Annotated in this window: 26 protein-coding genes and 1 tRNA gene; 14 read left to right on the top strand and 13 right to left on the bottom strand. The window is 69.4% G+C overall.

The window, feature by feature from the left end:
• The 12 genes from AB0H54_RS15540 to AB0H54_RS15485 are packed head-to-tail and all read left to right on the top strand — an operon-like array spanning nt 1 to nt 7,389.
• Nucleotides 1–627, top strand: coding sequence for a DUF2637 domain-containing protein (locus AB0H54_RS15540; RefSeq protein ID WP_357346062.1), 627 nt, complete (start codon nt 1–3; stop codon nt 625–627).
• A 1-nt stretch (nt 628) separates the two neighbouring features.
• Nucleotides 629–859, top strand: a complete 231-nt coding sequence (locus AB0H54_RS15535) for a hypothetical protein (RefSeq protein ID WP_357346060.1) — start codon at nt 629–631, stop codon at nt 857–859.
• Nucleotides 859–1,155, top strand: a complete 297-nt coding sequence (locus AB0H54_RS15530; protein ID WP_357346058.1) for a hypothetical protein — start codon at nt 859–861, stop codon at nt 1,153–1,155. Before AB0H54_RS15535 ends, AB0H54_RS15530 begins: the two co-directional genes overlap by 1 nt.
• On the top strand, nt 1,155–2,459 hold the full coding sequence (locus AB0H54_RS15525) for an FtsK/SpoIIIE domain-containing protein (RefSeq protein ID WP_357346056.1): 1,305 nt from the start codon (nt 1,155–1,157) through the stop codon (nt 2,457–2,459). Before AB0H54_RS15530 ends, AB0H54_RS15525 begins: the two co-directional genes overlap by 1 nt.
• Complete coding sequence (locus AB0H54_RS15520; RefSeq protein ID WP_357346054.1) at nt 2,456–2,779, top strand: hypothetical protein; 324 nt, start codon at nt 2,456–2,458, stop codon at nt 2,777–2,779. The genes AB0H54_RS15525 and AB0H54_RS15520 overlap by 4 nt, the downstream gene beginning before the upstream one ends.
• Nucleotides 2,776–3,096, top strand: a complete 321-nt coding sequence (locus tag AB0H54_RS15515) for a hypothetical protein (protein WP_357346052.1) — start codon at nt 2,776–2,778, stop codon at nt 3,094–3,096. Before AB0H54_RS15520 ends, AB0H54_RS15515 begins: the two co-directional genes overlap by 4 nt.
• A gap of 3 nt (nt 3,097–3,099) precedes the next feature.
• The gene (locus AB0H54_RS15510; RefSeq protein ID WP_357346050.1) at nt 3,100–3,297 is read left to right on the top strand and encodes a hypothetical protein; all 198 of its coding nucleotides are present in this window, start codon (nt 3,100–3,102) and stop codon (nt 3,295–3,297) included.
• Nucleotides 3,294–3,524: a hypothetical protein gene (locus AB0H54_RS15505; RefSeq protein ID WP_357346048.1), complete on the top strand. Its 231-nt coding sequence runs from the start codon at nt 3,294–3,296 to the stop codon at nt 3,522–3,524. The genes AB0H54_RS15510 and AB0H54_RS15505 overlap by 4 nt, the downstream gene beginning before the upstream one ends.
• On the top strand, nt 3,521–4,195 hold the full coding sequence (locus AB0H54_RS15500; RefSeq protein WP_357346046.1) for a hypothetical protein: 675 nt from the start codon (nt 3,521–3,523) through the stop codon (nt 4,193–4,195). The genes AB0H54_RS15505 and AB0H54_RS15500 overlap by 4 nt, the downstream gene beginning before the upstream one ends.
• The gene (locus tag AB0H54_RS15495) at nt 4,192–5,949 is read left to right on the top strand and encodes a replication initiator (RefSeq protein WP_357346044.1); all 1,758 of its coding nucleotides are present in this window, start codon (nt 4,192–4,194) and stop codon (nt 5,947–5,949) included. The genes AB0H54_RS15500 and AB0H54_RS15495 overlap by 4 nt, the downstream gene beginning before the upstream one ends.
• 13 nt (nt 5,950–5,962) lie before the next feature.
• Nucleotides 5,963–6,142 (top strand): helix-turn-helix domain-containing protein, encoded by a 180-nt coding sequence (locus tag AB0H54_RS15490; RefSeq protein ID WP_357346042.1) that lies wholly within the window; start codon nt 5,963–5,965, stop codon nt 6,140–6,142.
• Complete coding sequence (locus tag AB0H54_RS15485; RefSeq protein WP_357346040.1) at nt 6,142–7,389, top strand: site-specific integrase; 1,248 nt, start codon at nt 6,142–6,144, stop codon at nt 7,387–7,389. Before AB0H54_RS15490 ends, AB0H54_RS15485 begins: the two co-directional genes overlap by 1 nt.
• 71 nt (nt 7,390–7,460) lie before the next feature.
• Here AB0H54_RS15485 and AB0H54_RS15480 read toward each other — a convergent pair.
• From AB0H54_RS15480 to AB0H54_RS15465, 4 genes are all read right to left on the bottom strand, one after another.
• A tRNA-Thr gene (locus AB0H54_RS15480) sits at nt 7,461–7,536 on the bottom strand.
• Nucleotides 7,537–7,593: 57 nt separating this feature from the next.
• Nucleotides 7,594–8,793, bottom strand: a complete 1,200-nt coding sequence (locus AB0H54_RS15475; RefSeq protein ID WP_357346038.1) for a DNA polymerase III subunit delta' — start codon at nt 8,791–8,793, stop codon at nt 7,594–7,596.
• Between the two features lie 247 nt (nt 8,794–9,040).
• Nucleotides 9,041–11,926, bottom strand: coding sequence for a type I DNA topoisomerase (gene topA / locus AB0H54_RS15470; RefSeq protein WP_357346606.1), 2,886 nt, complete (start codon nt 11,924–11,926; stop codon nt 9,041–9,043).
• 312 nt (nt 11,927–12,238) lie between these two features.
• Entirely contained in the window at nt 12,239–12,445 is a 207-nt protein-coding gene (locus AB0H54_RS15465) for a cold-shock protein (RefSeq protein WP_019044597.1), read from the bottom strand.
• 434 nt (nt 12,446–12,879) lie between these two features.
• On the opposite strand from AB0H54_RS15465, the gene AB0H54_RS15460 reads away from it, so the two are divergent.
• Nucleotides 12,880–15,270: a DEAD/DEAH box helicase gene (locus AB0H54_RS15460; protein ID WP_357346036.1), complete on the top strand. Its 2,391-nt coding sequence runs from the start codon at nt 12,880–12,882 to the stop codon at nt 15,268–15,270.
• 299 nt (nt 15,271–15,569) lie between these two features.
• Here AB0H54_RS15460 and AB0H54_RS15455 read toward each other — a convergent pair whose 3' ends face one another.
• The 7 genes from AB0H54_RS15455 to ssd form a co-directional block, all read right to left on the bottom strand.
• Nucleotides 15,570–15,947, bottom strand: a complete 378-nt coding sequence (locus AB0H54_RS15455; protein WP_357346034.1) for an Rv3654c family TadE-like protein — start codon at nt 15,945–15,947, stop codon at nt 15,570–15,572.
• A complete protein-coding gene (locus AB0H54_RS15450) occupies nt 15,944–16,258 on the bottom strand; it encodes a TadE family type IV pilus minor pilin (RefSeq protein WP_357346032.1) in 315 nt (104 codons plus the stop codon). Before AB0H54_RS15450 ends, AB0H54_RS15455 begins: the two co-directional genes overlap by 4 nt.
• A 41-nt stretch (nt 16,259–16,299) precedes the next feature.
• Nucleotides 16,300–16,509, bottom strand: a complete 210-nt coding sequence (locus AB0H54_RS15445) for a DUF4244 domain-containing protein (protein ID WP_355280889.1) — start codon at nt 16,507–16,509, stop codon at nt 16,300–16,302.
• A gap of 72 nt (nt 16,510–16,581) precedes the next feature.
• Nucleotides 16,582–17,166, bottom strand: a complete 585-nt coding sequence (locus AB0H54_RS15440) for a type II secretion system F family protein (RefSeq protein WP_357346605.1) — start codon at nt 17,164–17,166, stop codon at nt 16,582–16,584.
• Nucleotides 17,167–18,037: 871 nt separating this feature from the next.
• The gene (locus AB0H54_RS15435) at nt 18,038–18,580 is read right to left on the bottom strand and encodes a type II secretion system F family protein (RefSeq protein ID WP_357346030.1); all 543 of its coding nucleotides are present in this window, start codon (nt 18,578–18,580) and stop codon (nt 18,038–18,040) included.
• A gap of 1,839 nt (nt 18,581–20,419) precedes the next feature.
• Entirely contained in the window at nt 20,420–21,601 is a 1,182-nt protein-coding gene (locus tag AB0H54_RS15430; protein WP_357346028.1) for a TadA family conjugal transfer-associated ATPase, read from the bottom strand.
• Nucleotides 21,598–22,698 carry a septum site-determining protein Ssd gene (ssd, locus tag AB0H54_RS15425; protein WP_357346026.1) on the bottom strand — a complete coding sequence of 367 codons (1,101 nt, stop codon included), beginning with the start codon at nt 22,696–22,698 and terminating at the stop codon, nt 21,598–21,600. Before ssd ends, AB0H54_RS15430 begins: the two co-directional genes overlap by 4 nt.
• A 414-nt stretch (nt 22,699–23,112) precedes the next feature.
• On the opposite strand from ssd, the gene AB0H54_RS15420 reads away from it, so the two are divergent.
• Nucleotides 23,113–23,907, top strand: a complete 795-nt coding sequence (locus tag AB0H54_RS15420; protein ID WP_355281017.1) for an HAD-IB family hydrolase — start codon at nt 23,113–23,115, stop codon at nt 23,905–23,907.
• A 424-nt stretch (nt 23,908–24,331) separates the two neighbouring features.
• On the opposite strand, the gene AB0H54_RS15415 is transcribed toward AB0H54_RS15420, so the two are convergent.
• Complete coding sequence (locus tag AB0H54_RS15415) at nt 24,332–25,078, bottom strand: oxidoreductase (protein ID WP_357346023.1); 747 nt, start codon at nt 25,076–25,078, stop codon at nt 24,332–24,334.
• A gap of 11 nt (nt 25,079–25,089) precedes the next feature.
• Nucleotides 25,090–25,254, bottom strand: coding sequence for a hypothetical protein (locus AB0H54_RS15410; RefSeq protein WP_355280897.1), 165 nt, complete (start codon nt 25,252–25,254; stop codon nt 25,090–25,092).
• Nucleotides 25,255–25,281 lie beyond the last annotated feature (27 nt).

The raw sequence follows: 25,281 nt of genomic DNA, 5'->3' as shown, positions 1-25,281 counted from the left end.
GTGAGTACGGCGGATCAGCAGCCCCAGAGCATTCGGTGGGCACGCTGGTCCGCCGTTCTCATCGTCCTGGCCATCGGTGCCGCCGCGTTCGTCCTGTCGTTCGCGGCCCTGCGTGACCTCGCGGTCATGGCCCACACTCCCACTCATCTCGCGTGGCTGTTCCCGGTGATCGTGGACGGCACCATCATCCAAGCCACTATCGCTGTGCTGGCCCTCGCGGACAGCGCCGAGCGGACCTTCTTCACCCGTGTTCTGGTCGCCGGAGCAACGGTCTCGATCGGCGGCAACATCGCACACGCGCTGGTCTCCGGACACGGTGCCCTCGCGGCCATCCTCGCGGTGATCGCCCCGGCCGCACTGCTTCTCGACACTCACGGCCTGGCGGTGCTGCTGCGCTCGCGCAACACCTCGACCGATCCCACCCCGCACCCCGAGCAGGCGCCGGTGGTCGATGCGGCCAAGCCCGATTCTCCCGAACCTGTTGCTCCCGAACCTGTTCCGGCACCGCTGCCGCAGAGTTCGCCGATTCCGCCGGTACCTGTCCGGCCGACCACCCCGCCGCCGGTGCGAGTGGTTCAACCTTTCCAGCCGCCGCGCCCGGTCGCGGTCCCTTCAGGAGGTAACTGACATGTCGCACACGTGGCCTTATTCGGTGTTGTTCACCGCGGGCCGTGAGGTGATCCCGGGGATGCGGTTCGTCGACCGTGTCCACGGCATCTACGAGTTCCCGTTCGACGCGGTGCGGGTGGTGTTGGGCGCGGGTGAGCTGTACCTGACCGTCGACGATGCCGCCAAGCTGATCGACGAGCTGACCCACGCCCTCGACGGCCGTACCGCGACGCTGCGGATGGTGTCGTGATGGCCGCGCGTATGGCTCTGCTGGCCATCCCGGCCGTGGTGGGTCTGTTCCTGTCCCCGGTCATCGTCCCCGCGGTCCTCGTCGGCGACGACCACGACACCACCGCCGTTCCGACCGTCACCGCCGATCGCTCGGGGTGCTCGATGTTCTGCGCCGAGGTGGCGGAGTGCTCGATGTTCTGCGAGAACCCCGCCCCGACAGAGAAGACTCCGGCCGAGGGCTCGCCGGACTTCGAAATCTGCATCCGCTGCGGCCTGCCGATCCCCGGTCTCGGTCTCCCGAGGGAGGCCGCCTGATGGGTACCACGATCGTTTCGCTGTCGACCGTGATCAGTGCCGGGGTGCTGCTGTGGTGGCGTCACCTCGACCGGGTCACGCCCGCGGCTTCTGGCGAGGACCCGTTGGCCCATGTGCCGGCCGAATTGCGGGTCGCGGTCTCGGTGATGACGGACTCGATGCAACTGGCCTACATGTGGCTGGCGCTCGGCCTGGGCAGACCGGACAGGGGATGGCCCAACGTGTTGACGTTGACGCGTGTCCCGTCCGGGGCTGTCGCTGAGGTGCAGTTGCTCGGCGGGCAAGCGGTCACCGACTGGACCAACGAGGACACCCGAGCCCGGCTCGCCGCCTACCTCGGTGTCCCGAAAGTCACTGCCCGCGAGGCCGATCCCGGATTCATCGAGCTCGAACTACGGTGCTGGGACACCCTGGCCGACCCGGTCACCGCCCGCCCCGATGCGTTCACCGCGACCGGGGTCGACCTGGAGGCCGTACACGTCGGTGTTCGTGAGGACGGTCGTGCGTGGCTGCTGCGCGTTCTCTACGCCCACATCCTGCTCGCCGGTGCGACCGGTTCGGGTAAGGGCTCGGTGCTGTGGTCGGTGATCCAGGGTATCGGCCCGGCGATCAAGGCCGGGTTCGTGGACGTGTGGATGGCAGACCCCAAGGGCGGCATGGAGTTCGGTGCCGGTGAACGGATGTGGGTCCGCTTCTGCTGCGACACCGACAGCATCCTGGCGATGCTCGAAGAAGCCGTTCATGTGATGGACGAGCGGACTGCTCGCCTGCGCGCCGCTGGGGTCCGCAAGCACGTACCCACCACCGACGAACCGCTGATCCTGATCGTCATCGACGAGGCCGCTTCGCTGTCGTCGTATGCGACCCGCGACCAGCAGGAGAAGTTCCGCCAGCTCACCGGCCAGCTCCTGTCCAAGGGCCGCGCGGTCGGGGTCTCGGTGATCGCCGCGTTGCAGGACCCGAGCAAGGAGACGATGCCCAACCGGCAGCTGTTCCCGGTCCGGATCGCGCTGCGCCTGGACGAACCGACCCAGACCACCATGGTCCACGGTCAGGGCTCCAAAGACCGCGGTGCCCTGTGCCACGAGATCCCCGACACGACCCCCGGTGTCGGTTACGTCGGCGAGGACGGCACGAGCACGTTCGTCCGGGTACGTGCGTTCTGGATCGACAACGACCGGGCCGACGCGATTGTCGCCGCCTACGCCCCCGCTGCTGCCGACACGGCTCCACAGGGTGACTACTCCGATTTCGACCCGGACTACATCCCCGGCGAAGACGACGAGACGGGGCTGGCGGCATGAGTGACTTCATCACCGGCACGTTCGCTGTGTGCCGATCGTGCGGGCATCTGTTCTGCGACGAATCGTGGGTCCGGCCGGTCGAGTTCATCGACCAGGCGCAGGCTGCCGCCTACTTCACTCGCCCGCGTCGCGGCTGGGCTGTCGATGAGCAGGGGTTGGTGTGCTCGACGTGCCTGCTCACCCGCGCGTGTGTCGCGACCGGCCACGACTACAAGCGGGTCCATCGCCGCTGGCGACCGTTCACCAAGACCGGCTGGCGGTTCCAGACCTGGTGGATGTGCCTGGGCTGCGGTGCGAACACCTGGGAGGGACGGATATGAAACGCGGATTCCAGACCGAAGCGCACGTGGTCGTCTACTGCGACTCCTGCGGCGACATCTACACCGACCGCGAAGGCGAATCGATCTGCTTCACCACCACCCACCAGGCCGCCGAGCTCCTCACCGCCGACACCGCCACCGGCTGGGTCTACGACGGCGACACCATCCGCTGCGACGGCTGTGTAGCCGCGGCTGAATGTGTCGAGTCGGGCCACCGGTTCATCGCGATCGGTTGGCCCACCATCTGGCCAGTTCCCGTTCCCGCACCGCGCGAATGCAGCGTCTGCGGACTCCCCGACACCGAACAGAAGGACTGAAACATGCTCTCCGACAACAAGACCCGCGACTACGCCGCCGTCGTCGACCTGCAAGCCCACCGCCGAGGCCGCCTCGAACGCGCCGGTCACGACCCCCGATCGGTCGCGCTGCGCCTGCTCGCCGAAACCGGTTCCGCTCCGGCCTGGAACGACTACACCGACGGCGCCAGCGACTGGGACGACTGGGGTGACGCGGCATGAGCAACACCAACCCGCACCACGCCAAGCACTGGGGGCTACTGGTCGGCGAAACCGTCAAACCATTGCCGAAGGTCCGCGGTGCCTCCGATGCCTACGTCGCCGCCGCCAAAGCCCGCAAACCTTGGCCTGAGGTGGTCTACCGCCATCACCCTACCGACCCGTGGCGCACCTTCTACAGCGATGACGAAGTGCCCACGCAACTCGAATTTGATTGGGATGCAGCATGATCCGCGCAACCACCTACAACACCCCGACCGGATCGGTCACCACGACCACCAACGGTGGCGGGTTCTCCGATGTCGTGATGGACCTGCTCGGCCGTGCCTTGATCGCGGTCGTTGCCGGCGGATTCCGGGTGATCTGGTGGGCGGTGCTGTTCCCGGTCATCTCCGTACCGGTCTCGCTCGCTGCCGCTGTGGGTTGGTTCTACGGCTGGCCGTTCGGGGCCGGGGTGGTCGGAGTGACAGTCGCGGGGATGGTGCTGTGGCGACAGAGGAGTCCGCAGACCTTCGAGCGCTGGCTCTCCGGCCGTATCCGGTCCCGCTGGTTGACCTGGTTCCGCTACCGCCGTCGCTGGGCCTCGGTCATGGGCGCGTGCTCGCTCACCAAGTCCGGCGGTGAGGCCGTGCAGGTTCCGCGGCTGGTCTCGGTACGCATCGGGGAATCCCTCGACACAGTGCGGGCGAAGATGCTGCCCGGGCATTCGCCGGCCGATTGGGAGAACCGCGCCGAGCAGCTGGCCCACGCCTTCGGCACCCGTCACGCCGCTGCCGTGATCGTCGGTCCGGCCCTGGTCGAACTCACCTTCCGCCGATCCGATTCGCTCGCCGATCCGATCGTCGCTGACTTCGAATCGGTCGCCGGGTTCAAGGCCCTGCCCACACGCAAGGCCGCATGACCACCACCAACACCACCATCCATCCAGCTGAGGGAGGCCACACCATGGACACCACCACCGACACCCCGGATTCCATGGCTGCGGCCTCCCTCGACGATATGACCGCTGCCCAGCGCCGCGCGATGCCGTCGTTGAAGGACATCGCCGAAGCTGCCGCCGAACGGGAAGGCGTGTGCGCTCGTGTCGTTCCGATGCGCGCCGTCGACGACCGGACCGGCAAGATCTCCTACATCGGCGCCCCGTGCAAGTGCCGCTTCGAAGCGACCTGCCCGGCGTGCGCCAAGGCTTACCGCGCCCTGCGCATGACCCAGCTCCGCGAGGGCTGGTGCCTGGACAAGGAACCGGTCGACGAGACCGTCGAGCCCACCCAGGAACAAACTGACCTCCTCTCCGCCCGAGTGCACCTGTTCGACCAGTTCCGACAGGCCCGCACCGACGAAGACGACGAGTTGGCCGACTCGATCCGCGCCTTGGTCGCCGAGATCGACGACGAACTCCGCGAACTCGGGGTGAAGGGCCGGTTCCCGTCGTTGGACGGCAAGCCCGCTCGTAAGGCCAAGTCGACCCGCCGCCGTCAGGACGTGCCCGACCTGCCTCGCCGCAAGGTCGAAAAGCGCACCCTCGGTGAGGTCTACAACGGCTACCAGCCCTCCACCTTCCTCACCCTCACGTTGCCCTCGTACGGCGCGATCAACCGCGTCTGGGACCCCGATGCGAAGGACGGTAAGGGCGAATGGGTTTCGGATGGTTCCCCTGTGGAGCCGGACACCTACGACTACTCCCGCGCCGCTCGGGACGCGATCCACTTCGCCGCGCTCTATGACCGGTGGGTTCAGAACCTGCGTCGCGCGGTGGGCTGGAACGTGCAGCTGTTCGCCAGCGTCGAACCCCAGAAACGGGCGGCCCCGCACCTGCACATCGCTATCCGGGGCTCGGTGCCCAACGCGCTGCTGAAGGCGGTCACCGCGGCGACCTACCGCCAGATCTGGTGGCCCCACTTCGACCGCGAGGTCTACACCGGAGACAACATGCCCGTCTGGGACTATTCGGCCGGCACGTTCACCGACCCGAAAACCGGTGCCCCGCTGACCACCTGGGATGACGCGCTGGCGGTGATGGACGAGGTAGACGACCTCGAACCCGCCCACGTGATCCGGTTCGGGGTGCAGGACAAGCCGAAGCAGATCCTCGGCGGCACCGACAAGATGAATGTCAAAGTCCGCTACCTGGTCAAGTACCTGACCAAGAGCGTCGGTGACCTGCTCGAACCGGAATCACGGCGCGTGGCCGAGCATTACGACCGGCTCCACGCGGAAATGTGCGTGACGCCGTGCTCGCCCAAGTGCGGGGTGTGGCTGCGGTACGGGATCGTGCCCAAGGGCGCCAGCGAGAAGACCCAGCCCGGCTACTGCAAGACCAAGGCCCACCGCCGCGATTTCCTCGGCCTGCCCGGTCGCCGGGTGCTGGTGTCGAAACTGTGGACCGGCAAGACCCTGCCGGATCACAAGGCCGAACGTCAGGAATTTGTTCGGCAACAGCTCGCGGCCGTGGGCATCGAGAAGCCCGACACGTCGCATATCCGCGTCTATCCCGCCCCGCCGGGCGACCCGGACGCACCACCGCGTGAACACCTCGTGATCGCGGCGGCGAACGTCAAGCAGATGTGGCGCATCGAGTACGACACCGTCCGCCTGGCCCGTGCTGAGGCTCCACCAGGCACACCGATTTCCGTTCAGCAATCCGAAGCAGCATAGGGAGGACAGAGACATGGGCGAGAAGTTCATGACAGTGCAGGCAGCGGCGGACGTGCTCAAGGTGAGCCGATATTCCGTCTACCAGCTGATCTGGTCCGGCGAAGTCCAGTCGGTGAAGTTGGGCAGATGCCGGCGAATCGTTCGGCAATCGTTCGATGCCTACGTGGCGGATCTCATCGAGAGTGCCGCGTGATGGCTGAGAAGAAGGGTAGGCGCAGTCCGAACGGCTCCGGCACGATCGGCCGGCGTCAGGACGGTCGATTCGAGCTCAAGCTGTTTGTGGATGCCCCGGACGGCACCCGCAAGCGGATCAGCGTCTACGGCGCGACCTGGGAAGAAGCCGACGCCGAACGCACGCGGCTCAAGGAGCTGGCTCGCCGGGGCGCTCCGGTCGACGTGACCACGATGAATGTGCGCCAGTACCTGACTGGCTGGCTGGACACGGTGGTAGAGCCCTCGGTCCGGCCGACAACCTACGTGACCTGGGAAGCGCTGGTGCGGCTGTACATGATTCCCGGTCTGGGCAAGCGGAAGCTGAAGGCGCTGCAAGCTGCCGATGTTCGTACCTGGCTGAACAAGCTGGCCAGTCAGTGCCAGTGCTGTGCGCAGGGCAAGGACGCTCGCCGGGCCGAACGGGAACCCTCCCGCGCTCGATGCTGCGCTCTCACGCCTGCGCAGTGCTGCAACCAGTACCCCAGCGTCGGGACCCGGCGAACGATCCTTCGTGTCTTGCGGGCTGCTCTGCAAGATGCCGTCGACGAAGAGGTCCTGGCCCGCAATGTCGCCAAACAGGTGAAGATGCCCGCTGGTCGGACCCGCAAGGAGAAGCCGTGGTCGCAGGCGGAGGCGGAGCAGTTTCTCAACACCGCCAAGGATCACCGGCTCTACGCGATGTGGTCGGTCGCTCTGGCCATCGGGCTGCGCCGCGGTGAGGCGATCGGACTGCGCTGGGACGACGTGGACCTCGAACACGGATCGGTCGACGTCACCCAGGCCCTCTACCGCGTGAGTGGCACGCTCGACCTGTTCGACGTCAAGACCGAAGACTCAGAAGCCATGGTGCCGCTGCCGCCCAAGCTGCTCAAGATTCTTCGGCAACACCGTGCTGACCAGCTCGCCGAGGACCGAGCCTTTCTCGACGCGAACAAGCTGGACCTGGTGTTCACCTCGACGCGGGGCACGCCGCTGGAACCGCGCAATATCAACCGCGCGTTCGACGGGCTGGTGAAGAAGGCCGGTGTTCGCCCGATCCGCTTGCATGATCTGCGTCACTCGTGCGCGACTCTGCTGTTCGCTCAGGGTGTTCCCGCCGCGACCGTGCAGCGGATCCTGCGGCACAGCTCGATCGCCACGACCACCGGTATCTACATGGAAGTGATCGAACGAGTCCGGCGTGACGCGGTCGCCAGCATGGACTCCCTGTTCGGCGACGAGACCTAGGACTGTCGTCAAATGGTGTCGTCAGAAACCACAAAGGCCCTTCCCGGATTCCCGGAAAGGGCCTGTGACCTTGGAGCCGCCTGGGGGAATCGAACCCCCGACCTTTTCATTACGAGTGAAGCGCTCTACCGACTGAGCTAAGGCGGCGTGCCGTCAGGCGACGCGAGTCTATCGCGGGAACGGCCGGAACGCGAAAACGGGTGGTCAGGTGGAGCGGGCGGCGATCAGGGTGGCGACCATGGCGGCGACGGCGAAACGGGGTTTCACGTTGAGGTCGAGGGCTTCCCGGCATGCCAGGACGGCGTCGATGCTGCGGAGCAGGCCCTCGGGGCGGACGTTGGTAGCGAGGTCGGTGATCTCGTCGGCCATGTCGGGGTGGGTGAGGGTGATGGGGACACCGCGGCCGGCGAAGCGCATGGCGAGGGCGTCGCGGTACATCCCGGCGACGTCGATGAGGGCGCGGTCGAGGGCGTCGCGGCCGGTGCGGGTGGCGCGGGACTTCTGGCGGCGCTCGAGTTCCTTGAGCACGCCCGCCGAGCCGCGGGTCGCCGAGGCCGCGCCCTTGCCGGTGCCGCCCGCGCCGAGGGCGGTGGCGAGTTCGTCGCGTTCGCGGTCGTCGCGTTCGGCGCTCATCTGCTTGGCTTCGTCGTCGGCCGATTTCACCAACTCGTCGGCGGCGGCGTAGGCCGCGCCCGGCCGTTCGGTCGCGCCGACCAGGGCCAGTGCCCGCTGACGTCGCTTGCGCGCGTCCTCGTCGGTGGCGAGCCGGCGCGCCCGGCCGACGTGCCCACCGCTCACCGCGGCCGCCCAGTCGGCGGTCTTTCCGTCGAGCTGATCCCGCTCGCGCAGGACCTGGGCGATGGCGGGGACCGACGGCGTCACCAGGTGCACGTGCCTGCACCGCGAGCGGAGGGTGACGGAGATGTCCTCGGGATCGACCGACGGCGCGCAGAGCAGGAACACGGTCCGGTCCGGCGGCTCCTCGACGACCTTCAGCAGCACATTGCCCGCCGCCTCGGTGAGGCGATCCGCGTCCTCGACCACCACGACCTGCCAGCGTCCGGTGCTCGGCCGCCGGGACGCGACCTGCACGATCTCGCGCATCTCCTTGGTGCTGATGCTCAGCCCCTCGGGGACGACGCGCCGCACGTCACCGTGGGTACCGGCCATCGTGGTCGTGCACGCGTGGCATCGACCACATCCGACGGTGTCGGGGTCGGTGCATTGCAGCGCGGCGGCGAAGCACAGCGCCGCGACCGACCGACCGGATCCGGGCGGACCCGTGAACAGCCACGAATGCGTCATCGCCCCGGTCACGACGCCCGCGCGGGCCGCCGTCGCGGCAGCCGTCAGCTCGGCCTCGACCACGTCCTGGCCGACCAGTCGATCGAAGACACCTGCCACGCGCTACACCCTAGCCGCGCGGTCCGACACTGATCCGAACGGCCGGACCGCCCGCAGCCGGACACGCGGATTCGGCACCAGGACTGCCGGCCGCGCCACCGCATCTTCGCCAGCCGTGAGCCTCTGGCGCCGCACACACCGCAATCACAGCCGGACAGAGGGCAAGCGGCTGTACGGCCGACGCGCACCGGGCGGCAGCGAATCGACCAGCCTCCGCCGGGTGCGTGCCGCCCCGCGCCGCTCGGTGTCAGTCCGCTTCGGTACCAGCGGTTTTCGCCGCCGCCTTCTTCGCCGGTGCCTTCTTGGCCGCGGTCTTCTTCGCCGCGGTCTTCTTGGCGACCGTCTTCGTCGCCGTCTTCGTCGCGGTCGACTTGGCCGCCGTCTTCTTCGCCGGCGCCTTCTTGGCCGCCTTTTTCGCGGTGGTCTTCTTCGCCGCCTTCTTCACCGGACCGCGGGCCCGGCGATCGGCGAGCAGCTCGGACGCGCGCTCGTCGGTGATCGACTCGACCTCGTCGCCCTTGCGCAGGCTGGCGTTGGTCTCGCCGTCGGTGACGTACGGGCCGAAACGGCCGTCCTTGATCACCATCGGCTTGTTCGTCGCCGAGTCGTTGCCCAGTTCGCGCAGCGGGGCCGCGCTCGCCGCCTGCCGACCGCGCCGCTTCGGCTCGGCGTAGAGCTTCAGCGCCTCGTCGAGGGTGACGGAGAACAGCTGGTCCTCGGTCGCCAGCGACCGCGAATCGGTGCCCTTCTTCAGGTAGGGCCCGTACCGGCCGTTCTGCGCGGTGATCTCCTCGCCCGAGGCCGGGTCGTTGCCGACCACGCGGGGCAGCGAGAGCAGCTTGAGCGCGTCGTCGAGGGTGATCGTCGCCAGATCCATCGACTTGAACAGCGAGCCGGTGCGCGGCTTGACCTCGGCCGCCTTCTTGGTGGTCTTCTTCGCCGGGGTCGCGGCCGGGTCCGGCGCGGGCGGCTCGGGCAGGATCTCGGTGACGTACGGGCCGAAACGTCCCTCCTTGGCGACGATCTCGTGCCCCGACACCGGGTCGACGCCGAGCGAACGGCCCTCCTGCGGCGTCGAGAACAGCTTCTCGGCGACCTCGGGCGTCAGCTCGTCCGGCGGCAGATCGTCGGGCAGGTTCGCCCGCTGCGATACCGGATCGCCGTCCGGGTCATCGGGATTGACGACCATCCGCTCCAGGTACGGACCGAACCGGCCGACGCGGACCACGACATCGCGGCCCTCCTCGTCGACGAACATCTTGATCGAGTTCACTTCGCGGGCGTCGATGTCGTCGAGTTGCTCGCCGACCATCTTCTTCAGGCCGCCCGAGCGCGCCACCGATCCCTCGGCGCCGTGATCGCCACCGAAGTAGAAGCTGGACAACCAGTTTCCGCGCTGTTCGCGGCCACCGGCGATCGCGTCGAGGTCGTCCTCCATCGCGGCGGTGAAGTCGAAGTCGACCAGTCGTCCGAAGTACGCCTCCAGCAGGCCGACCACCGCGAACGCGACCCACGACGGCACCAGCGCGCTGCCGCGCTTGTAGACGTAGCCTCGATCGAGGATCGTCTTGATGATCGAGGAGTACGTCGACGGGCGGCCGATGCCGAGCTCTTCGAGCGTCTTGATCAGCGACGCTTCGGTGTAGCGCGCGGGCGGATTGGTGCTGTGCCCGTCCGGGGTGAGCTCGACGGCGGTGACGCCCTGGCCCTCTTCCAGTGCGGGCAAACGCGATTCGGCGTCGTCGGACTGGCCGCCCGCTTCCTCGTCCACACTCTCGACGTAGGCCTTGAGGAAGCCGGGGAAGGTGATCGTGCGACCCGAGGAGGAGAACACGCACTCCTCGCCGGTCCGGGCGGTGCCGGTGATGCGCAGGGTCAGCGTGGTGCCGCGCGCGTCGGCCATCTGCGAGGCGACGGTGCGCTGCCAGATCAGCTCGTAGAGCCGGAACTCGTCCTGGTCGACCTTCGAGGCCAGCTGGCCCGGGGTCATGAACGTGTCGCCGGAGGGGCGGATCGCCTCGTGCGCTTCCTGCGCGTTCTTGACCTTGCGGGTGTACTGGCGCGGCGTCGGCGAGACGTACTCCGCGCCGTAGAGCTGGGTGGCCTGCGACCGCGCGGCGGCGATGGCCGACTCCGACAGCGTGGTCGAGTCGGTACGCATGTAGGTGATGTAGCCGTTCTCGTACAGCCGCTGCGCCACCCGCATCGTGCGCTCGGAGGTGAAACGCAGCTTGCGCCCCGCTTCCTGCTGCAGCGTCGAGGTCATGAACGGCGGGTACGGCTTGCGCGAGTACGGCTTGGCCTCGGCGGAGGAGACCACCAGGTCGGCCCCGTCGAGCGCCTCGGCCAGCCGGCGCGCGTACGCCTCGTCCAGCACGACCACGCCGGAGGCCGACTTGAGCCGACCATCGGAGCCGAAGTCGCGACCGGAGGCGACCCGGTCGCCCTCGACCTGGACCAGCCGCGCGCCGAAGGTCCGCGGATTGGTCGAATCGGAGTTCTCGTCGACGCCCGCGTCGAGCTTGGCGGCGATATCCCAGTACTCGGCGGAGCGGAACGCCATGCGCTCCCGCTCACGCTGCACGATGACGCGGGTGGCGACGGACTGCACGCGGCCCGCCGACAGGCGCGGCATGACCTTCTTCCACAGCACCGGACTGACTTCGTAGCCGTAGAGGCGGTCCAGGATGCGGCGGGTTTCCTGCGCGTCGACCAGGTCGTTGTCGAGTTCGCGGGTATCGGCGGCGGCCGCGAGGATGGCCGGCTCGGTGATCTCGTGGAAGACCATCCGGCGGACCGGGACCTTCGGCTTGAGCGTCTCGAGCAGGTGCCAGGCGATCGCCTCGCCCTCGCGGTCGGGGTCGGTGGCGAGGTAGAGCTCGTCGGCGTCGGCCAGCAGGCTCTTGAGCTCGGAGACCTTGGCCTTCTTGTCCGGGCTGACGACATAGATCGGCTCGAAGTCGTGATCGACGTCGACGCCGAGGCGCGCCCAGGACTGCCCCTTGTATTTGGCGGGCACGTCGGCCGCGCCGCGCGGCAAGTCACGGATGTGGCCCACCGAAGCCTCGACCGTGTAGTTGCGACCCAGGTAAGGCGCGATCTTGCGGGCCTTCGTCGGGGACTCGACGATCACGAGACGACGCAGGGGACGCCCCTGGTCGGCTGAACTGCGGTCTCGTGTTGCCACCGGCGAACACCTTCCTTCTATATCCGCGCGTCGGGAGGTCCGCTCGGTGCGCGGCTGGGGCAGACGGCGCGACGTTCGGACATCGCCACCAGTGACGTTTATACCTTGCGCACTTGGGTAGCTGCGTCCACGGCGGCTGGCGCCGCGGGTTTCCGGCCTCTTCGGCCTGGAGAACTTCTGGGCGACCTTACCCCTGAAATGGCTCGTCCCCCACCTCCGCGCAGGAGGTGGGGGACGGGCGTTGATTCGATTCGCAGCTCAGGAGAGCGCGCGAACGCCGGTGGCCTGCGGGCCCTTGGTGCCCTGGCCGACCTCGAACTCGACCTTCTGGTTCTCCTCGAGGGTACGGAAGCCCGTGCCCTGGATCTCCGAGTAGTGGACGAAGACGTCAGCGGAGCCGTCCTCGGGCGCGATGAAGCCGAACCCCTTCTCCGCGTTGAACCACTTCACAGTTCCCTGTGCCATTCTGTTCCTTCTCTTTCTTACCGGAACGGCGGACAACTGGGTTCGTCCACCGGGTCCGTTCCGACCGCTGTACTGTTGGTCCCCCTGCAAGGAAAGCCTGAGCACGGCGTTCGCAACATCGATCCTGCTGATGGTTTGGACTTTCGATCCGTCCCTCGAACACAGAAGCTTGCGACCGAGACCCAGTGAACCATGTCCACGAGCAATTCAACAGTCGAGTTACCGACAATTTGCAAAATTCTTGATCTTGCGAATGCGCAGGTGAGGGAGAGATTGGGTGAATCCGTACTTCCAGTCTGTTTGCTTCACGATAACCGGGTGAGCTTCCAGCAAACCTGCTGTGACCCAGGTCGCTATTGGGTTACGAAATCGCAGGTAGCGCTCGCCGCACACACACGTTTCACACTTCCGGCGTGGCGCGAGAGGGCTATGGGATGAATCCGGCAGAGCGGACCGAGGTCCAGCCGACAGCTATCGGCGAGAGCTACGGGCGATCGTTGCTGAATCGTGTCCTGGTCGAGGCGGCGTCCGGCGGCGACCCGCTGACCCATGTCGCCGAGCTGCCCGCCCGGCCCGCGCGCACCACCGAATGGCCGGACTGGGTGCCATCCGCGCTGGTCACAGCATTGGATGCGGCCGGGATCGAGCGCCCGTGGGACCACCAGACCCGGACCGCCGAGCTGGCGGCGGCCGGAAAGCACGTCGTCGTCAGCACCGGGACCGCCTCCGGGAAATCTCTCGGCTATCTCCTGCCGGTGCTCACCGCGCTGCACGACGACCCGCGCGCGACCGCGCTGTACCTGTCCCCCACCAAGGCGCTCGGTGCCGATCAGCTGCGCGCGGTCGGTGCGCTGATCCACGACAATCCCCTGCGTGAGGCCCATCCGGCGAGCTACGACGGGGACACACCCGCCGAGATCAGGCAGTGGGTCCGGGCCAATGCCCGGTGGATCTTCACCAATCCCGACATGCTGCACGTCGGGATGCTGCGTTCGCATCAGCGCTGGGCGCGCGTGCTGCGCAATCTTCGCTATGTGGTGGTCGACGAATGCCACTCCTACCGGGGCGTGTTCGGTTCCCACGTCGCCCTGGTGCTGCGCAGGCTGCGCCGGCTCGCCGCGTTCTACGGTGCCGACCCGGTGTTCATCCTGTGCTCGGCCACCAGCGCCGACCCCGGCGCGTCGGCGAGCAGGCTGATCGGGGCGCCGGTCACCGCCGTCACCGAAGACGCCTCGCCGCACGGTGCCAGGACCGTCGCGCTCTGGGAGCCACCCTTGAGCACGGCCGTGACCGGCGAGAACGGCGCACCCGTGCGCCGGACCGCGACCGGCGAGGCCGCCAAGATCATGGCGAGCCTGGTGGCCGAGGGCGCCAGGACGCTCACCTTCGTCCGCTCGCGCCGGGGCGCCGAGCTGATCGCGCTCGACGCCCGGCGTGTCCTCGCCGAACGAGCTCCTGAACTGCAGGAACGGGTCGCGGCCTACCGCGCGGGCTACCTGGCCGAGGACCGCAGGGAGCTGGAACGATCGCTGTCGGAGGGCACGCTGCTCGGCGCGGCCAGCACCAACGCGCTCGAGCTCGGTGTCGATATCGCCGGTCTGGACGCCGTGGTCATCGCGGGTTTTCCCGGTACCGTCGCCTCGTTCTGGCAGCAGGCGGGGCGCGCGGGCAGGCGATTGCAGGGCTCGCTCGTCGTGCTGGTCGCCACCGACGATCCGCTCGACACCTACCTCGTCCACCATCCGGACGCCCTGCTCGCCCGGCCGATCGAGGCCACCATCACCGACCCGTACAACCCCTACGTCCTCGGGCCCCAACTGCTGTGCGCGGCCATGGAACTGCCGCTCACCGACGCCGAGGTGACCGAGCTCAGAGCCGACGCCGTGCTCGCCGACCTGGCCGACGAGGGCTTGATCCGGCATCGTCCCGGCCCCCGCGGCGCGCCGGGCCGGTGGCACGTCACCGCACACACCCATCCACACGACGCGGTGGATGTGCGCGGTGGCCTCGGCACGCCGGTGGCCATCGTCGACGCCGAATCCGGGCGCCTGCTCGGCACCGCCGACGCGGGCCGGGCGCCCGCCACCCTGCACAACGGCGCCGTACACCTGCACCAGGGCGAGACCTACCTGGTCGACGAACTCGACCTCGACGGCGGCGTCGCCTTCGTCAACGAGGTGGACCCCGGCTTCACCACCAGCGCACGGCAGGTCACCTCGATCACCATCGAAGCGACGACCGAAGAGCGCGTATTCGGTGCCGTCACCACAGCATCCGCGCAGGTCGCGGTCACCCATCAGGTCGTCGGCTACCTCCGCACGCTGGTCACCGGCGAGGTGCTCGACCAGGTCGAGCTCGATCTGCCCGCCCAGACCCTGCACACCAAGGCCGTCCTCTATACCGTCACGCCCACGCTGCTCGCCGCCGCCGGAATCACCGACGACGAGCTCCCCGGGGCACTCCACGCCGCCGAGCACGCCGCGATCGGCATGCTGCCGCTGGTCGCCGGCTGCGACCGCTGGGACATCGGCGGGGTCTCGATCGCCGAGCATCCCGACACCGGCGCGCCGACCGTGTTCGTCTACGACGGGCAACCCGGCGGCGCGGGCTTCGCCGAGCGAGGATTCGCCCAGCTGGACGCCTGGTTGGCCGCCACGCTCAGCGTCATCCGCAGCTGCGGCTGCCAGGACGGGTGCCCGTCGTGCGTGCAGTCACCCAAGTGCGGCAACGGGAACAACCCGCTGGACAAGGACGCGGCGGAACGGCTCCTGGTGGCCGTCCTGGGCGAGTTGCGGGCACACCCCGGCACGACAGCGGATTCGTAATACCGACGCGCCGGTGACGTGACCGACGCTACACCCCACTGCGAGAATGCTGGTCGCTCGACCATTTTTCCGTTGACCAGCGACGACGCCGCCCCGAGTCGGTCGCCCTCGAATAAAAAGGATGACTCTTCTGTTAACTGACGCATTGCCGACGGGCGCCCACGAGTAGGCCACATCATTATTTTCGTTTAGTTCTCTCCTCATAAAAGAATGTGCATGGAATTCCGGGAATAGCGCTCGACGGAATTACGGATTAGTTCGGTGCGGAACAACCACCGACCAGTGATAACACTTCCGTGTCACACACTCTCATCCACCGGACCCGCCCGCGCGGCGGCCGCGATCATACGCACGCCGAACACTCCGAATGCCGCATTCGCTTCCACCACGACCACCACATCCCACTGCTCGACCACACACCGCGCCACCCGCACACCCATCCGTCGGCCGACCTCAGCGGCCTCGGCACAGGCCGCCTCGGCACCCTCGGCCAGCACACTCGCCGCACCCAGCGCACCGAGGTCGGCCGCCGCCTGCGCCCGATGCCGGGCGACCACCACCACGCCCACCTGACCGATCACGAGGGTCAGCGCGATCAGCCCGGCGAGCGCCACGCACGCGAACACCGTCGCCCCGCCGGCCTCCCCGGCGAGCCACCGCGCTCGCGCCCAGGTCATCGACCGACTCCCGGCTCGGTGACCGCGACCGCCTCGGCGCGCAATCGCAGACCGGGAAGGAGTGCGGTGCCCGCGCCGACGACCGCCACCACACGGTCACCCTCGTGGCGGATCTCGACCGTCGCCCCGGGCGGTGCGACCGTCCGAGCCGCCGCGACAGCGTTCGTCGCGTCGCCACGGGCGGTCAATCTCGCCGCCTCGCGGGCCGCGTCGACACAACGCACCTGGGTCGACGCGGCCAGCAGAGCTCCGACGCACAGCACCACCACCGACACCAGCGCGGCGAGGGCGATGGCGGCCTCGACCGTCACCGCACCCGCGTCATCACTGAGACTACCTGTGCCGCAACGATTTACACACTCGTGTTGAGTGCCTTGTCGATGATCTGGGTCAACGCGTTGACGATGCTGTCCCCCGTCACCACCCCGTAGAGCACCGCACCGAACGCGGCCGCCGCGATAGTGCCGATCGCGTACTCCGCGGTGGACATGCCGTCGTCGTCGATCAGCAGGCGCATGATCCGTGCCCGCGCTCCTATATATACGGCGCGTACGAACGTCATCGTGATCCCCTCTCCTTCCACACCACCCGGCCGATCCGCGTGGTGACGTTTCGCCGGCCTCGACGAGGCCGGTCACAGCAGGCCGCCGTCGCCGAGAACCCGGTCCGCCAGGCCGATCACGACGGGAACGATGCCGAGGCAGACGAAGGCGGGCAGGAAGCACAGCCCGAGCGGCCCACCGATCAGCACACCCGCCCGCTCCGCCCGCGCGACCGCGGCGTCCTCCACCGCCTCGCGCCGCTGGTCCGCCAGTTCGCCGACGGCAACCGCCAGCGAGGAACCGGAGCGCGCGGAGCGCCGCGCCAACCTCGCGAGTGACTCCACCTCGTCCGCACCGGCCGACCCGACCGCATCCGCCGCGGCTCGCTCCCAGGCCGTCGCCGCATCCGCTCCGAGCGCCAGCAGATCGGCCGCCCGGAGCAGCGCGGCCCGCAACACCGGCGGCGCGGTCCCCGCACTTGCCCGCGCGGCCGCGGCCATCGGTAATCCCGCCCGCAGACACGCCGCCAGCAGATCGAACGCCGACGCCGACCCCAGCGGATCCGTTTTCGCCTTACCCCGACCCGCCTCCAGCACCGCCGCCGACGCAGGCGGAGGCCCGAGCGCTCGCACCCGCCGACTGACCGCCACCCGCGCCGGCAGCAAGGCCACCGCCATCGCGGCCACCAGCAGCGCGGCAGGCGGTGGCGGCCCTTCCAAGTAGTGCACAGCAGTCCTCCCCACGACGTTTCCCGAATCAACCCAGGGCCCGAACACACCTTCCGTCAACGCATTACGCGAGGGCGGAGACGATCGAAATCGCGGACCGGCGCTCAACCCACCCGCGCACACCAGTGGTCGGTGCGGGTAACTCGCGTGCGCCGGAGCTAGAAGGCGCCCCCTGTAGTCCCGGATCGCCTAGTCGCCTGGTGATCACTGGTCTTCCGCCCGAGCACCTAGCTCACGCGCACCCGGCCTACGCACGCACCCGGCCCCCGCACCTCGCCCACGCGCGCCTGGCCTACACACCTCACTCACGCGCACCCGGCCTACACACCCCGCTCAAGCGCACCCGGCCTACACACCCCGCTCAAGCGCACCCGGCCTACACACCCCGCTCAAGCGCACCCAGCCCACGCACCCCCGCTCACGCGCACCCAGCCCACGCACCCCGCTCAAGCGCACTTGGCCTACGCACGCACCGGCCCGCGCGCCTAGCTCACCCGCACCTGGTCTACACACCTCACTCACGCGCACCCGGCCTACGCACCTCACTCACGCACACCCAGCCCACGCACCCCCACTCACGCACACCCAGCCCACGCACCTCACTCACGCGCACCCGGCATACGCACGTCAGTCACGCGCACCCGGCTCACGCGCACCCGGCTCGCACACCAGGGCGCGGCGTCGGCGATAGCGCGAGGCTGGGAGCCGGGACCCGATCACCGTGGTCGCTGATCGTCACCTGTCCTCGTCCTGACATCGCGACCTCTCGCGAAGTGGGCCCGCGTCGGTACCTCTGACCGGGAGCCCGGGTCCAGGGGTGTCACGCGGTTCCTCGGCGGGTGATGGCATCTGTCCACAGCAATCCACAGCAGGCCAGGCCTGCGCCTAGTGGCAGGAGCAGTTCGCCTGCGGCGGAGCCGAAGAGCACCGATAGTGGTGCGGCGCCCATGAGCTGGCCGAGGCCGATGCCGACGAGGGGTAGGCCGGCCAGGACGGTGGCGGAGGCGCGGGCGCCGGCGAGGGCGGCTTCGGTGCGGTCGCGGAAACGGATGCGGCCGAGCAGGTCGGTCCTGGCGGCGGACAGCAGTTCGGCCAGGGCGAGGCCGTGCTCTTCGGCGACCCGCCAGGCGGTGGCGACCCGCGACAGTTCCTCGGCGACCGGCGACTCCGGGTGCAGCCAGCCGTCGGCCCCGGAACCGCCGAGCCTGCTGCGGCCCGCGCTGATCGCGAGCACCCGGGCTGCTTCCCCGCGGGACTCCGCGGCCGCGGCTTCGGCGGCAGCGCTCGGATGCGCGCCGACCCGCAGTTCACCGACGACCGCCTCGAGACCGGCCAGGAGATGGCCGCACTCCGTCCGGCGCACACGCTCACCATGACCGCGCCGATTCCGCATCGCGACGGTGGCGCCCACCATGAGCACCGCCAGCCCCGTCCCGATCCCCAGCGCGAATGCCGTGCACCCCAAGCCGATTGCCGCAACCAACGCCACCGGTATCCGCCGTATCGCGCGCGTCCCGCCCGCATCGAACAATCGCCGAAAACGCCGCCGATCGCCCGCGGCGGGAAGCAGTAGTACCGCCACCGCGCAACAGAGCAGTCCGACCGCCATCGCCACCTCCGTGCCGTTCTGTCGTCGATTCCACGTCCGGTACCGAAGTCACCTCCCCAGCCGACGAGGGCGGTGAATCGCGCGACGCCACGGGCAGGGGTCCGGTCGTCGACAGCAGCGCGGCCGAACCGGCCGAACCCGCCGAACCAGCAAGCATCCAGGTCGGGCGTGGAGCGAGCGGGGTTGTCCGCGCCGGGAGCGTCCCCGACGCAGGTCCGCCGGACCGCACCGCTTCTGCCACCGAGAACGCGACATCGAAAGCCAACTCCCCTAAGGGATCTGGTCCGGTTTCGATCGGCGACCTCGCCTCTGCGCCACGAAGGGCTCGGAGGCCGCCGCAGCGGCGCCCGCGGTGCCGAGGGCGCAAGTCCGCGGTCACGGGGAACGAGTGCGACGCGGTGCGATACCGCTGCGGCGTATCACCTGGGTCTGCTCGCATTCGCCGAGCCAACGATGTCGCACACGGTTCTACGCTCGGTACCGCCGGCGGCGGGCACGCATCGTCGACGGAGACCCCGACAGCGGATTCCCTGCCGCCCTGTCGCCCGCGACTCGAAAACAATTCCTGCAGCGACACTCTCAACGTTCGCACCCCAAGCGTCACCGCACCGCTCAGGCGAACCGATCGCCTCGACCGATGTGTACTGCCTGCGCCACTACCCCGCTCCCTCTTGGCCCGCACTCGACTTCGCTTGCCATCCACCGCGAAGGCAGTATCGGTACGAACCGGCCACACGCCCGTAGTCGTAGCCGACAATCCAGGCTCACGGCGAGACCAGGCACCGCCGCGATCCCGATCCCGATCCCGATCCCGATCCCGATCCCGATCCCGATCCCGATCCCGATCCCGATCCCGATCCCGATCCCGATCCCGATCCCGATCCCGGAAGGGATGATCTCCGACCTGCGAGAACGCGTCTATCTCGCGGACCGGCCACACGCCGGCGCCCGTACAAGCAGCTCCGCCGCCCCTTCGGGTTCGCGTCGAGAGCAGGCCCGCTCCGGCACCCGAACCGTGCCATGCGCCACCGGGCATCGGCGATACGTCCCCCTCGCGATCCGACCGACCGTCGGCGCTCGTGCCAGCGGGTTCACCAATCGCGCTGGTACGCAGCGCAACCCGATCGTTGAGATGCGCGATCGCAGTGTTGTCGCAGATCGTCCACAAGCAGGCACTCCCATTCGACGTCTCGGGCCCGCCGTACGCCTGCTCAGGATCACAGTCCTGAGCAGGCGGTTCATCGGCATTCAGACGCGCGTCGTTTTCGCAGTCCGGCCGAATCCCGGACCGCACGGCAGCAGACTCATCACCCCGGTCGCTGTTCACCGAGCTTCGGTCCACTTCCCACGAAGACCCCGCGTCGATGCGGACTGGCCACATGCCGACACCGGTACTCGGCATCAACGCGCCACCACGATCCCGGCCCGAATCATCGCCGACCTGCGGGGACACACCCTTCCCACGAGCCGGTCGACTATCGGCCCGCGCTCTCTCGGACGCACACTCCCGCTGACTGCGAGCCGATCCCGAGCCACTTGCGTGCGAAGAACCGCCGTTGCGGCGGACCGGCCAAGCCCCTGCCCCCGTGGTTCTCATCCGAGCCTCCCCTCGATCAGGCGGGTGAGTTCTGTGGCGGCGGGGGTAGGGGCGTCGTCGGAGCGCCAGGCGGGAGTGATGCGGATGCCGGTGCCCGCTCGGTCGAGGACGCCGATTTCGCGGAGGCCGCGGGTGCCGTCGGCGCGGCGGTGGACGTGCAGGACGACCTGGACGGCGGCGGCGAGCTGGCTGTGCAGGGCCGCGCGGTCCATGCCGCCGAGGGCGGCGAGCGCTTCCAGGCGGGCGGGGACTTCCTGCGGCGAGTTGGCGTGGACGGTGCCGGCGCCGCCGTCGTGGCCGGTGTTGAGGGCGGTGAGCAGGTCGACGACCTCGGCGCCGCGCACCTCGCCGACGACGATGCGGTCGGGGCGCATGCGCAGCGACTGGCGGACCAGGTCGCGCACTGTCACCGCGCCGACGCCCTCGACATTGGCGGTGCGGGCGACCAGCCGCACCACGTGCGGGTGGACGGGGGCCAGCTCGGCGGCGTCCTCGACACAGATGATCCGCTCGGCCGGATCGACCGCGGCCAGGAGTGCGGAGAGCAGGGTGGTCTTGCCCGCGCCGGTACCGCCGACGACGAGGAAGGCCAGCCGGGCGCGAACGATGTCGGTCAGCAGCTGGAGCGCGGCCGGTGGCACCGAGCCGGCGGCGGACAGAGCGCGCAGTCCCTGGGTGGCGGGACGCAGGACGCGCAGGGACAGGCACGTGCCGTCGTGCGCGACGGGTGCGAGGACGGCGTGCAGGCGGACACCGAACGCGTCGCCGAGCGTCGCCTCGGTGCCGGTGAGCTTGCCGTCGACCCAGGGTTGCGCGTCGTCGAGCCTGCGGCCCGCGGCGAGGGCGAGGCGCTGGGCGAGACGGCGGACTGCGGCCTCGTCGGCGAACTGGACCTCGGTTCGCTCGAGTCCGTGACCACGGTCGATCCAGACCGAGTCGGGTCCGGTGACGAGCACATCGGCGACCCGGGGATCGTGCAGCAGCGGCTCGAGCAGGCCCGCCCCGGTCATCTCGGTCTGCAGCAGGCGCAGCGCCCGCAGCAGGTCGGTGTCGGCGAGCACGCCGCCCGCTTCGGCGCGGATCGCGGCGGCCAACTGCGCAGCGTCGGGGACACCCGGGTGCTCGGCGAGCCGTTCGCGCACCCGCTCGAGCAGCTCGACGGTGACGAAGGTGGTCATCGCGCCGCACCCACCATCGACAGCACGGCATCGGCGGCGTCGCGCAGGGGACCGCGCCTGCGCACACTGAGCCCACCTCGTTCCAGGCGCGCGGCAAGGCCCGACTGCCCGCGCACCGCGGCCAGCAGCGGCAGGCCGAGCACCTCGGCGACTTCGGCGCCACGCAGTCCACCCGGCGCGGGGCCACGAACGACCAAGCCCCGATTGGGGTTTTGCGCACCCAGGTAGGCTGCCACCACTTCGGCGGCGGCGACAGCGCGCAGCCGCGCGGGGACGACGAGGACCACCAGGTCGGCGGCATCGACCATCGCGTCCGCCGCCGGGCCACGCTCACCGGACACATCGCAGACGACCAGATCTCCTGCTGCCCTGCCGGATTCGATCACCGCGCGGACGGCGGCCGAGGTGAGCTCGGTCGGTGGCCGCCCGGCACCGTGCCGCCCGCACGACAGCACCGCCAGCCCGGTGGTCGCGGCAGGCAGCGCGCTGTGCAGCGCGGCCGCGGAGACCCGGCCGTCCTCGATGACCAGATCCGGCCAGCGCAGGCCCGCGACGTTCTCCATCCCCAGCACCAGGTCGATGCCGCCGTCGAGTGGAGCGCCGTCGATCAGCACCGTGTCCGGCCGTAACTTCCGCGCGGCGGCGCGCAGGGCGATGGCGGCCGCGAGCGTCGACGCGCCCGCGCCACCGCCGGCCCCGGCGACCGCGACGACCACGCCTTCCCCGGTTCTCGACTCGGCGTGCTCGGCGAACTGCTCGACCAGCGCGACCGCGTCCGAGGGCAGCGCGACGACCCGCTCCGCGCCGACCGCGGTGGCGGCCTGCCAGTCGGGTACCGCGGGTTCGCCCTCGGTGACGAGGACGATCCCCGGCCGTCGCGGGTACCCCGCCGCGGCGGCAGCGGTGGCGGCGGCGGTGTCGAGGATCACCAGCCCCGCGCCCGACCACGCGTGCCGCCCGACGGGCAGGCCGCGTTCGTCGGTGACGCGTTCGGCGGCCGCCGCGACCCGGCGCACTTCGGCGCGCAGCCGGGGATCGCGCACGAGCACCAGGGCGGGGGCGAGTCCGGTGGCGGAGGGTGCGGCGAGGAGGTTCATGCAGCTCAGCGTGGCCGAGCCGGGAATTTCTCAACAGCGGTCCGAGCGCGATTGTGGATAACTCGGGGGTGTGGAGAACTTATTCGACCTACCCGGAAATAGAGGACGGCCCCAGCCGGGGGGGAGGAGGCTGGGGCCGTCGGGTTCAGCCCCGGGGGGTCGGGCTGAACGCGCCTGGACCATGTCCAGGTGCCAGCAATACTACACCTATCCCCCGGCGCAGGCGCAAGTAGCGTTCGCCACCATCTTTCGGCGATTCGCGGCCTCCGGCGTCCCCGGGGCAAACTCTCGCGGCGCCCCGGAAGGGCGGTTCCTGCGCGCCGCGCGCGGCGTGCCTATTCTGTTGTCGTGACGGCCGAACGCGACCAGACTCCGCTTCCGGACACAAGACTCGCCCCTTCGGGCCGAGCGCCGGTGCCGGGCGGACGCGTCGCGGCCTTCTTCGATCTCGACAAAACAGTGATCGCGAAGTCGAGCGCGTTCGTGTTCAGCAAACCGTTCTACGCGCAGGGTCTGCTCAATCGCCGAGCCGTGCTGGAGAGCAGCTACGCGCACTTTTTGTTCCTGCTTTCCGGTGCCGATCACGACCAGATGGAACGAATGCGGGCAAACCTCGCCAACATGTGCGCCGGCTGGGATGTCGAGCAGGTGAAATCCATTGTGGCCGAAACGCTTCACGATCTGGTCGACCCGCTGATCTACGCCGAGGCGGCCGATCTGATCGCCGATCACAAGATCCGCGGGCACGACGTGGTGATCGTCTCGGCCTCCGGCGAGGAGATCGTCACGCCGATAGCCGAGGTGCTCGGCGCCTCGCACACCGAGGCGACCAGGATGGTCGTCGAGGACGGCAAGTACACCGGCGACATCGAGTTCTACTGCTACGGCGAGGGCAAGGTCGCCGCGATCGAAAAGCTGGCGGCCACAGAGGGTTACGACCTGTCCCGGTGCTACGCCTACTCCGATTCGGTGACCGACCTGCCGATGCTGAGCGCGGTCGGCCACCCGACGGCGGTGAACCCCGATCGGGCGCTGCGCAAGGAGGCCGTGGCCCGGGGCTGGCCGGTGCTCACCTTCTCCAACCCGGTGTCGCTGTGGTCGCGCTTCCAGGCGCCGTCGAGCACCACCGTGGCGGCCACCGCGGCCCTCGGAGTGAGCGCGATCATCGCCGGCGCGATCAGTTACCGACTGCTGCGGAAACGTCGCTGACCTGCGACGCCCCAGCACGAATCGCCCGGCGACACGCCGAAAACAGTCGTATCCGGTGATGCCATCGATACGCTTGCTGTGAGTGCCATCACAGTGTAAGAATGGAGTCACGGAAGGACGGAAGGCCAAGACGGAGCCGGAAGAGAAGGTTTCGCCTCCCATCCCACCCTTCCCAGCACGGACGCCAGGCACCCACGCGGAGCGCGCCGCGACAAGGGCAGCAGAGTTGTGGGCCTGCGAAATTCGGGCAGTCGTCGGCGAACGCCTCGCACAGGTTGCGGGGATGAACCGGCGGGGTTCGGATGATCGCCGAGGCCACCGAACACAACCCACCGAGCACGCTTGGTAACCGGGTTGTCCGTGCTAGCGGGCGGTGAGGCCGAGTAATCGGCACGCCGCCCGTTTCGATGTCCGGGGGTGGGTCTCAGCCCGCGGCCGCGTCGGCGATCGAGTTCGCCTCTCTGGCACCGTCTTCGAGCGCGCCCGCGCAGAACAGCACCCAGCCGCCGACCCCCTCCGGGGTGCCCATGCCGAACCCGGCGGCCGCGTCGAAGTAGGCCTGGCGGCGCCGCAGCCAGAACACCTCCGGCACGCCGAGGCTGCGCGGGTCGAGCCCGCTCGACACCGTGACCAGGCGCGACGCCGCCCGCGCGACGACACCGTCGGCGCTGCCGAAGGGTCGCAGCGACAACAGCTCGCCGTGCACGACCGCCGCGAGCACGGGCGCGGGCGCCTTGCTCGCCTGGACGGTCTGCACCAGCAGGTCCAGCCGCTCGGCGACGCCGGGAGTCGAGCGCGGCCTGCCGAGTTCCTGCTCGTCGGCGACCAGGTCGGCGGCGGCGAGCAGGTGCAGCCGGGCCAGCGCCTGCAGCGGCGCGCGCTGCCAGGTGCCGACCAGATTCGTCAGCGCGTCACCGTCGAGCGCCTGCCCGACCCGCAGCGCGCCGGCCAGCACCGGATCGCTGACCTTGCCGTCGGCGGGCAGGTCGGTGCTCGCGCCCTCGATGGCGGCCGAGGACCGCGCGGCGCGCACGGCCGCCTCGGCGGCGGTCGTCGCCCAGCCACGCCGGTTCGACTTGTGCCGATGCACCGCGGCGAGCGCGTCGCGGGCCTTGTCGGCGGCTTCACGCACGCCGGGCAGGTCGACCAGGGGCTGCAGCGGATCAGTCACGGCATACGAGGCTACCGTCCGACCACCGCGCCCCCGACGACCACGTGCAGACCGCGCACCCCCGGCCAGGTGCGGTCCGGCCACAGCTCCTCGGCCAACCGCTTGGCGGCCGGGGTCAGCGCCCGGCGCCTGCGCGCTTCCAGCTCGGCCTGCCGTTCGGCCTGAATGCGATCCATCGGCGTCTCCTACCCCTGCGATCCACC

This window comes from Nocardia sp. NPDC050718 (assembly GCF_040654235.1).
Classification (GTDB): Bacteria; Actinomycetota; Actinomycetes; order Mycobacteriales; family Mycobacteriaceae; genus Nocardia.
Note: the sequence above shows the minus strand (reverse complement) of the source record. Positions and strands in the feature narration are given on the sequence as shown.

Excerpts from the sequence above, each read along its gene's own strand:
- AB0H54_RS15535 (WP_357346060.1), top strand. The coding sequence starts at position 629 with ATGTCGCACACGTGGCCTTATTCGGTGTTGTTCACCGCGGGCCGTGAG.
- AB0H54_RS15530 (WP_357346058.1), top strand. The coding sequence starts at position 859 with ATGGCCGCGCGTATGGCTCTGCTGGCCATCCCGGCCGTGGTGGGTCTG.
- AB0H54_RS15525 (WP_357346056.1), top strand. The coding sequence starts at position 1,155 with ATGGGTACCACGATCGTTTCGCTGTCGACCGTGATCAGTGCCGGGGTG.
- AB0H54_RS15520 (WP_357346054.1), top strand. The coding sequence starts at position 2,456 with ATGAGTGACTTCATCACCGGCACGTTCGCTGTGTGCCGATCGTGCGGG.
- AB0H54_RS15515 (WP_357346052.1), top strand. The coding sequence starts at position 2,776 with ATGAAACGCGGATTCCAGACCGAAGCGCACGTGGTCGTCTACTGCGAC.
- AB0H54_RS15510 (WP_357346050.1), top strand. The coding sequence starts at position 3,100 with ATGCTCTCCGACAACAAGACCCGCGACTACGCCGCCGTCGTCGACCTG.
- AB0H54_RS15505 (WP_357346048.1), top strand. The coding sequence starts at position 3,294 with ATGAGCAACACCAACCCGCACCACGCCAAGCACTGGGGGCTACTGGTC.
- AB0H54_RS15500 (WP_357346046.1), top strand. The coding sequence starts at position 3,521 with ATGATCCGCGCAACCACCTACAACACCCCGACCGGATCGGTCACCACG.
- AB0H54_RS15495 (WP_357346044.1), top strand. The coding sequence starts at position 4,192 with ATGACCACCACCAACACCACCATCCATCCAGCTGAGGGAGGCCACACC.
- AB0H54_RS15490 (WP_357346042.1), top strand. The coding sequence starts at position 5,963 with ATGGGCGAGAAGTTCATGACAGTGCAGGCAGCGGCGGACGTGCTCAAG.
- AB0H54_RS15485 (WP_357346040.1), top strand. The coding sequence starts at position 6,142 with ATGGCTGAGAAGAAGGGTAGGCGCAGTCCGAACGGCTCCGGCACGATC.
- AB0H54_RS15465 (WP_019044597.1), bottom strand. The coding sequence starts at position 12,445 with ATGGCACAGGGAACTGTGAAGTGGTTCAACGCGGAGAAGGGGTTCGGC.
- AB0H54_RS15460 (WP_357346036.1), top strand. The coding sequence starts at position 12,880 with ATGAATCCGGCAGAGCGGACCGAGGTCCAGCCGACAGCTATCGGCGAG.
- AB0H54_RS15455 (WP_357346034.1), bottom strand. The coding sequence starts at position 15,947 with ATGACCTGGGCGCGAGCGCGGTGGCTCGCCGGGGAGGCCGGCGGGGCG.
- AB0H54_RS15445 (WP_355280889.1), bottom strand. The coding sequence starts at position 16,509 with ATGACGTTCGTACGCGCCGTATATATAGGAGCGCGGGCACGGATCATG.
- AB0H54_RS15440 (WP_357346605.1), bottom strand. The coding sequence starts at position 17,166 with ATGGCGGTGGCCTTGCTGCCGGCGCGGGTGGCGGTCAGTCGGCGGGTG.
- AB0H54_RS15430 (WP_357346028.1), bottom strand. The coding sequence starts at position 21,601 with ATGACCACCTTCGTCACCGTCGAGCTGCTCGAGCGGGTGCGCGAACGG.
- ssd (WP_357346026.1), bottom strand. The coding sequence starts at position 22,698 with ATGAACCTCCTCGCCGCACCCTCCGCCACCGGACTCGCCCCCGCCCTG.
- AB0H54_RS15410 (WP_355280897.1), bottom strand. The coding sequence starts at position 25,254 with ATGGATCGCATTCAGGCCGAACGGCAGGCCGAGCTGGAAGCGCGCAGG.